Raw genomic sequence first — 6942 nt, 5'->3', positions numbered from 1 at the left:
GGTTCTCTGCCCATGCGGCCCCCCACCCGGCAACCCCCCCCCCCCCCCCCCCTCTCCCCCCCCCCCCCCCCCCCCCCCCCCCCCCCGCCCCGGAATTCGACTGTCAGGACATGGGGAAGCCCCCGTAATACCCGGCTGCCTGCTGCCGGTAGGCCGCGTCGGCGTCGGGGGAATCCTTCTTGAACTCCGGGGCGTTCTTGATCTCGGCTTTCGTCCGGCCCACGTGGATGGTCTCCTTCACGGGATCGATACGGACGATGGTCCCGGCAGGCAGGAGGACATGCTTACCGAAGATCCATACTCCGGTGTCCACCACGAGATAGGAGGAACCCACCTCGTCGGAGTGCCTGTCGACCTTGCCGATATGGCCGTCCGTCGCCTCGACGCGGTAACCCACGAGACTCGTGCCCGAGACGCGGTCGACAGCCGGCTGGTAGTCCCACACGTGATCGCTCATCTGCTCGCTCCTTCGTTGGCCGGGAATGCGATATCCCGTGACGTGACCGTCGAACTCCTCCCGGATCACCGGCCATTGGCGGGTGATCGTGGACCGGGCCGTTCCGGGGAGGAGCTCAACGACGGAACGTGTTCCTTGCTTTCCGCCCGGCCCGCAATCCGTCTGCCCCGGACCGGGAAGCGCAAACGCCACGAATCCGGTGCCGATCTCTTCGGGAGCGCAATCAGGGGCGAGGAAAGGGCGTCCCCGAAATGAGGGCGTGTGAAGGGCAATCGAGGGGGCACACGGTCCTGCGGAGGTGATTGATATGGTTCCCCTGCTTCTCGTCCTGCTGCTCGCTCTGATTCTTTTCGGGGCCGGTTTCGCGGTGAAGATCCTGTGGTGGGTCGCCGTCGCCGTTCTGGTGATCTGGCTTCTCGGATTCCTCGTACGCTCCACGAGCGCCGGCGGGGGCCGCGGCCGGTGGTACCGGTGGTGACCTGAACCCCTGATCCCCCGAACCGGCGTGGGCCGGGCCGACCCGAGAGGGGCCGGCCCGGCCCACGCATGTCCCTCATACCGCTCTTCTCCTCGGGAATCATGGGGCCCTGCCCGGGTACGCGATCCGTAACCGGGGGCGGTGCCGAAGGCTCGCGCTGGGAACCGCGCACCTCCAGCCGCGGTGTCCGCCCCCGGCCCTTTCGGGCAGGACGGAAAAGGATGGGGCCTGGTGCGGCCGCGTCGGTGAGAATTCCCCTCATGATCAGCGAATCCGTGGTGGCGCGTGCCGACGCATTGCTCGCCGCTCTCGACCCGATGCCGTACACCCGGCGCATACGCCACATGGCCCTGCACGCCAGGTCGTTGAGCACGGCCGGGGAACTGACCGCGCTCCTGGCCGAATTGTCGCGGCGCGGCCGCTACGAACAGGGCCTCGCGGCCGTGGCCGCCGGGGCCGCCGCGGAGACCGACTGGCTGCGGGCGCGGCTCACCGACCCCGATCCGTGCGTACGCTTCCACGCGGTGGACGCCGTGCGCAGGGGCGCCGTTCCGGACGCCGACGTGGTCGACGCCATGGACGACGCCCCCGCCGTCGTGCGCCGGGAGCTCGTACGCGCTGTCGTCGCCGGGCGGCGGACCACGGTCGCCGAGGCTCTCGTCCGGCCCGTGCGCGCACGCTGGGGCGACGCGGAGGCGGCCCGGCTGCTGCCCGCTTGTGGACCCGGCACGCTCGCCGGACTGCTGCCGGACCTCTTCCCCTCCTTCACCGCACTTCCCTCCGCGCGCAAGTGGACTCAGCTCACCTCCCGCCACGCCGACACCGTCCTCGACGAAGCGGAACGCCGGCTCGACGCCGAACCGGCATCCCGGCGGGAGCACTGGTGGCAGGAGAACGGGGCGTGCGTGGCGGCCGCGATCGGGCACGCGCCGCTGCGGGTGTTCGAGCTGCTGGAGCGCCTGTGCCACGGACCGCTGCCCCGGACCGTCCGCACCGCCCTCGGCGGACTGATGAGCGTGGACGCGGGCCGTACGCTCCGGCTGCTGCTGGCACCTGGCCGCGAACCCGCGGACCGGCTCGGCCTGACGTCATCGGCCCTGCGCGCCCTCGCCCGCCAGGACCCTCCGGAACTCGCCCGGTTCGCCGAGGCATTGAGCGGCGACGAGCGCGCCCTCGTCCGCCTGCTCCGCCGGCTGCCGCCTTCCCGCCGCGCCGCCTGCCTGGGCGCGACCGTGGCCACCCGCGCCGGGTGCGGCGACGTGCCCGAAGGCGTCCTCGGTGTTCTCCCCAGGGCGGCACGCGAGACCGAGGCGCGCCGGATGGCCGAGCGGGCCCGTCGGCACGGGGCGGGGTGGTCCACCGTCCTGGAAGCGGTGGCGTATCTGCCGCCCGCGGAAGCGGAGGCGGAACTGTGGGCCGCGACCCGGAGCGCCGAGGAACGGGAGCGGGCGCGGGGATACCGGCTGCTGTTCCGCAACGCCGCCCTCGCGGGCGCCCCTTCCGTCGTCACCGACCGGCTGGCCCGCTGCGGACGGCTGCGGGACGAACCGGAATCGGTACGGGAAGCCGCCCTGGCCGCGATCGCCGGTATCGATCCCTCGCTCCTCACCGCACAAGCGGCGCCTCACCTCGAACGCCTCACCACCGACGCGCTCCACGCCCCCGGCCACCGGCCGGGGAGCTGTTCCGGGCTGCGCACGCTGGCCAGAGGGCTGCTGCGCGGCGCGTTCGGCGATGACGAGGGCGTACGGGACGCCGCCGGCGGGGAGTTGACGGCCTGGGCCCTGCGCACGCTGGAGCGGCTGCCCGCCACCTCGCTCTGGCACGGGACCGTCGTCCCGCCGCCCGGGCGTGAGCGCGAGGGCTTCGAGATGCTCCGCCCCGGGCTGGAAGCGAGCGCACGGCAGGGGACTTTCACGGAGGTCCTCTTGCTGGCCTCCCGCCTCGGTCGCCGCGCGCACGCCGTCCGGGGCCTGCAGGACCTCCTGCGGCAGGCGATCCACGAGGGCGACCGGGACACCGCCGACAGAGCGGCCTGGCTCTGGCTGAGCGACCTGAGGGTGCGAGACGAACGGCTCGCCGATCTGCTCGCCTCCGACGTCTCCTGTGTCACCTTGCCGTCCGTCAGCCGGATCGTGGCGTCCCGCCGCACGGACCTGCTGGACCTCGTGCTCGGCGACACACCTCCGTACGGCCGCTTCCTGCCCGAGGGCAGTCACTGGCTGCCACCTGTCGGCCCGGCGTCGCGCCGGTGGCTGCCGCGTCAGCAAGCCGCGGCGGCCCGCCTGTTGGCCCGCGTCGCCGCGGGCGTCGGGGTTCCCTACGCGGTGCGCGCCCGGGCGGTCGTGTGGGCCGCGTGGCTTCCGGGAGTCGGCGCCGAGCTCCTGTCGCACCACGCGGGCAGGGGCGACACGGACGCCCTCGTCGCACTCGCCAGAACCGAGCGCCCCGACGAACAGCTGCCCCTGCTCCTGGCGCGCGTCGGATGGCCTCATGGTGTGAGCGTGCTGCTCGCGGTACGCCGTGCGAGCCGCTACGTCCCGCCGTCCCGGCTGCCCGAGGCACTGCGCCCCCTGCTGCTCGATGTGTCCAGCGCCGTGGAAACGGCCCGGACGGTGGCCGCCGTGCTCCCCGCGGAGGAAGCCGCGGCACTGCTCAACGAGGCGTACCGCGCGTTCCGGAAGCCCGCCACGGAAGCTGTCTGCCTGGCACTGTCGACAGGGCTGCTGGATCGCGAAGCGGCGTGGAGCACGCTGGAGGCGGCCGCCGCCGGGTGGCCCGAGCAGCGTGTGGCGCTGCTGAGGCTCCGGCCGCCCCACGTGCCGGAGCGCCACCGCCCCCGCTTCGCCCGGCTGATCGCGGCCCTGGGCGACACCGACGACCCTGACGTCGCCTCCTACGCGTGCGCGGCGATGGGGGAGTGGTCGCGCTGGGTCACGCCTGAGGTCTGACCGCTTCCGTGACCGGCGCGCGGGAACCGCGTGACCTGACCGGCCGCACCACGGCGGGCCGCGTACTGGCGGCTACCCCAGGGCGAAGGGCGGACGGACCTCCAGGACGGTCGCGGTGCCGACCACCGGCCGGCCCTCGTGCATGGTGATCCGTCGGCCGGGTTCCAGATGCCGCCACTGGGAGGGAACGAGGGGCGCGAGCCGGACCGTCGAGCGCCCGCCGCCTTCCAGGGAGGCCCTGCCCTCCACCCACAGCGCGGCGATGTTGACCGCCCGTCCGCCCGTCGGCGATCGGTGGCCGATGTCCCACATGGGCCTGAGGATCCCGGCGCCGGGCACGGGCGTGGTGCGCCCGGCCTCCTCGGCAGGCCGGAGTGTCAGGTCCGCCCGGATCACGCCGTTACGGGCCTCGTAGCCGCGCCAGTGGCACCACGCCGTGCTCCGCTCCAGCCGCAGTTGCCTGGCGGCGTCCGCGAGCGCCTCCCAGAACGCCGGAGGCTGCGGCTCGCCCTGGCCGAGTTCTTCGAGCAGGCCGAAGGCGATCTCCCACTCGTCGCCGACGAGGTAGTCCCAGATGTCGTCGACTGTGATGTCGTCCGCTGTGGCGGTCTCCTCGGGAACCAGCAGGGAAGCGGCTTCGAGCAGCGTGGGCACGTCCATGGGGCGATTGTCCGCGATGCCCGGTCCGGAGCGCCGGCCCCGCGTGCTCGGGGAGGCGCTCACGGCCTCGTGCTCCCCGCCGGGGAGACGACCGCCTCCGCCAGGCGGTCGCGCAACCAGCGGTGTCCCGGGTCGGCCGAGTTGCGGGGGTGCCAGGCCAGCCCGAAGTCCAGCGGGGCGAGGTCGAGGGGGATGGGGAAGGTGCGCAGCCCCAGTGCGGAGATGGTGCCGGGGAGCCAGTCGGCCACCGTGAGCGCGACGAGGTCGGTGTCCCGGGCGAGGATCATGGCGCCCGTATGGCTGGGTACGACCACCGCGGTACGGCGTCGCAGCCCGAGTTTCGCCAGCGCGCTGTCGATCGGGCCGAGGCGCTTGCCGAGCCGGGAGATGCCTATGTGGTCGGCCGCGGCGAAACGGCGGGCGTCGATCCGCCCGTCGAAGAGGGGATGACCGCTGCGGGCGATGCCGACCAGGGACATCCGGGTGAGCTGTCGGGTCTGGATCTCCGGGTCCAGGTGGCTGAGGACGCCCAGTTCGACGTCCACCCAGCCCTGCCGCAGCCCGGGTCCGCCCTCCAGGGCTTCCGGCAGGAAGACCACGTCCACATGCGGGGCCTCCGCGTGGATCCGTTCGGTCAGGGTCCCGGCCAGCCCCGCCAGCAGCAGGTCGCTCGTCTGCACGGTGAAGGTGCGCTGGAGGTGCGCGGCCTCGAAACCGGCGCCGGGGCGCAGGACGTTGTCGCAGCCGCGCAGCAGCGCTCCCACCTCCTCGCGGAGTTCCAGGGCGCGCGGGGTGGGCACCATGCCCTGGCCGGCGCGGACCAGCAGAGGGTCGCCGACGGCGCGGCGGAGCCGGGCCAGCGTACGGCTGACCGCCGCCGGTGAGGTGCCGAGCCGCTCCGCGGCCCGGGTCACGCTGTTCTCCTGGAGAAGGGCGTCCAGGGACCGCAGCAGGTTGAGATCCATCGAAGCTCCTGAGCTGCATTTTTGCGCCTGTGTCAACTATTTGGTGCCGATCTTTGCATTGTCGCGGAGTCCTTCCGTGCCGAGAGTGGAGATGTCAGCGAAGACGCGTGACACCCCCTTCGTACCTGTCAAGGAGCCCTCCATGCAGCAGTCCCCCCGTGCCGGCCGGCAAGGCGACGTCCTGGCCGTGGTCAGTGTGAGCGGGGCGGCGGTCTCATTCTTCGACGCCGCATCCGACCGGCACATCGGCTCGGTGGAAGTCCTCGCCCAGCCGCACGAGTTGTGCTTCGACCCGGCGCAGCGGCTGCTGTGGTGCACGTCGCCGTACCACTCGGGCTACTACGGCGCGACCGGCGGCCGTCGCTCCGAGGTGACCGTCATCGACCCCGACACCCGCCGTGTCGTCGAGGTGATCGACCTCGCCCCGGAACACGGGCCGCACGGCATGGCGTTGGACACCGCGCGCCGTCGCCTCTACGTCAGCGTGGAGGGTTCGGCGGACCGGCCCGGCGGCATCGTGGTGATCGACACGGCGACCCGGCGCCCCCTGGGCAGGATCGACACGGGCGCGCCCGGCCCGCACTGGTTCGCCATCGACCCCGCCGGTGCGAGGGGTTTCGCCACCAACAAGGAGGCGCCGTTCGTGTCCGTCGTCGACCTGGACAAGGGAGTCCTCACGGCCAAGGCCGAGGTGCCGGGCAGCGAGGGGCTCGCCGTCTCCGCCGACGGCACGCGGGTCTTCGTGGCCGCGCCGCACGGTGTCTTCTCCGACGGTGCCCGCGCCGAGGGGCAGCCGGCCAGGGGCATCCGGGTCGTCGACGCCCGTACGGCCTCCGTCGTCGACATCCTGCCCACGGACGACATCGTCCTGCCGGTGCACCTGACTTCGACGGGAAAGCTGCTCGCGGGGGAGACGGCCGCGGGACCCGTCCCTGCGTCCGGGCGCGGAAGTACCGGGCCGGACCGGCTCACGGTGTTCTCCGCCGACACGTACGAGCGGCTCGGCGAGCTCGAAGTGGGGCTCTTCCCGCTGACCATCACCTCCTCGCCCGACGGCCGCGTCGCCTATGTGTCCAGCGCCGTCTCGTCCACCGTCGACATCGTCGACCTGGAGACGCTGCGGCGCCTGGGCCGCCTGGACATCGCCAGGACGGGCGCGACCGGGGCCCACGGACTGGCCTACATCCCGCGCCCGGCCTGAGCGTCTTTGCGGTGCCGGGCCGCGGCCGCCGTGCGGCAGTGCGATGGGGGCGGACCAGGGCCCCAGGAGCGCGCGGTGGACCGAGGGCCCACGCTTGTACGGAGATCTCCTCGTCGACGTCGGTCCACGGCGGCGGGTAGCGGAGCGGCAAGGCCGACGGCGCCCCGGCGGTGTTCCGGGCCTCCACCGGCATGCGCGGCGGGACGTCCGTGACCGATCCCGGCTCGACG

Annotated in this window: 6 protein-coding genes; 3 read left to right on the top strand and 3 right to left on the bottom strand. The window is 73.1% G+C overall.

Annotated elements, in window-relative coordinates; translation table 11 throughout:
* Positions 1-103: 103 nt before the first annotated feature.
* The gene (locus ACZ4A5_RS24750; protein ID WP_467588258.1) at positions 104-457 is read right to left on the bottom strand and encodes a PRC-barrel domain containing protein; all 354 of its coding nucleotides are present in this window, start codon (positions 455-457) and stop codon (positions 104-106) included.
* Between the two features lie 307 nt (positions 458-764).
* Here ACZ4A5_RS24750 and ACZ4A5_RS24745 point away from each other — a divergent pair, with 307 nt between their 5' ends.
* Together ACZ4A5_RS24745 and ACZ4A5_RS24740 are read left to right on the top strand one after the other, a co-directional pair.
* Positions 765-935 carry a hydrophobic protein gene (locus ACZ4A5_RS24745; protein WP_467588255.1) on the top strand — a complete coding sequence of 57 codons (171 nt, stop codon included), beginning with the start codon at positions 765-767 and terminating at the stop codon, positions 933-935.
* A gap of 260 nt (positions 936-1195) precedes the next feature.
* Positions 1196-3886, top strand: coding sequence for a hypothetical protein (locus tag ACZ4A5_RS24740; RefSeq protein ID WP_467588252.1), 2691 nt, complete (start codon positions 1196-1198; stop codon positions 3884-3886).
* Between the two features lie 72 nt (positions 3887-3958).
* On the opposite strand, the gene ACZ4A5_RS24735 is transcribed toward ACZ4A5_RS24740, so the two are convergent.
* Together ACZ4A5_RS24735 and ACZ4A5_RS24730 are read right to left on the bottom strand one after the other, a co-directional pair.
* Positions 3959-4546 (bottom strand): hypothetical protein, encoded by a 588-nt coding sequence (locus ACZ4A5_RS24735; protein ID WP_467588249.1) that lies wholly within the window; start codon positions 4544-4546, stop codon positions 3959-3961.
* 59 nt (positions 4547-4605) lie between these two features.
* Positions 4606-5511: a LysR family transcriptional regulator gene (locus tag ACZ4A5_RS24730; protein WP_467588245.1), complete on the bottom strand. Its 906-nt coding sequence runs from the start codon at positions 5509-5511 to the stop codon at positions 4606-4608.
* A gap of 142 nt (positions 5512-5653) precedes the next feature.
* On the opposite strand from ACZ4A5_RS24730, the gene ACZ4A5_RS24725 reads away from it, so the two are divergent.
* Complete coding sequence (locus ACZ4A5_RS24725) at positions 5654-6712, top strand: YncE family protein (RefSeq protein WP_467588242.1); 1059 nt, start codon at positions 5654-5656, stop codon at positions 6710-6712.
* Positions 6713-6942: the final 230 nt, after the last annotated feature.

The organism is Streptomyces sp. NPDC025618, from assembly GCF_055558795.1.
The sequence above is the reverse complement of the archived record's forward strand: the minus strand, read 5'-3'. Positions and strand labels throughout refer to the sequence as shown.

Excerpts from the sequence above, each read along its gene's own strand:
- ACZ4A5_RS24735 (WP_467588249.1), bottom strand. The coding sequence starts at position 4,546 with ATGGACGTGCCCACGCTGCTCGAAGCCGCTTCCCTGCTGGTTCCCGAG.
- ACZ4A5_RS24740 (WP_467588252.1), top strand. The coding sequence starts at position 1,196 with ATGATCAGCGAATCCGTGGTGGCGCGTGCCGACGCATTGCTCGCCGCT.
- ACZ4A5_RS24725 (WP_467588242.1), top strand. The coding sequence starts at position 5,654 with ATGCAGCAGTCCCCCCGTGCCGGCCGGCAAGGCGACGTCCTGGCCGTG.
- ACZ4A5_RS24745 (WP_467588255.1), top strand. The coding sequence starts at position 765 with ATGGTTCCCCTGCTTCTCGTCCTGCTGCTCGCTCTGATTCTTTTCGGG.
- ACZ4A5_RS24730 (WP_467588245.1), bottom strand. The coding sequence starts at position 5,511 with ATGGATCTCAACCTGCTGCGGTCCCTGGACGCCCTTCTCCAGGAGAAC.
- ACZ4A5_RS24750 (WP_467588258.1), bottom strand. The coding sequence starts at position 457 with ATGAGCGATCACGTGTGGGACTACCAGCCGGCTGTCGACCGCGTCTCG.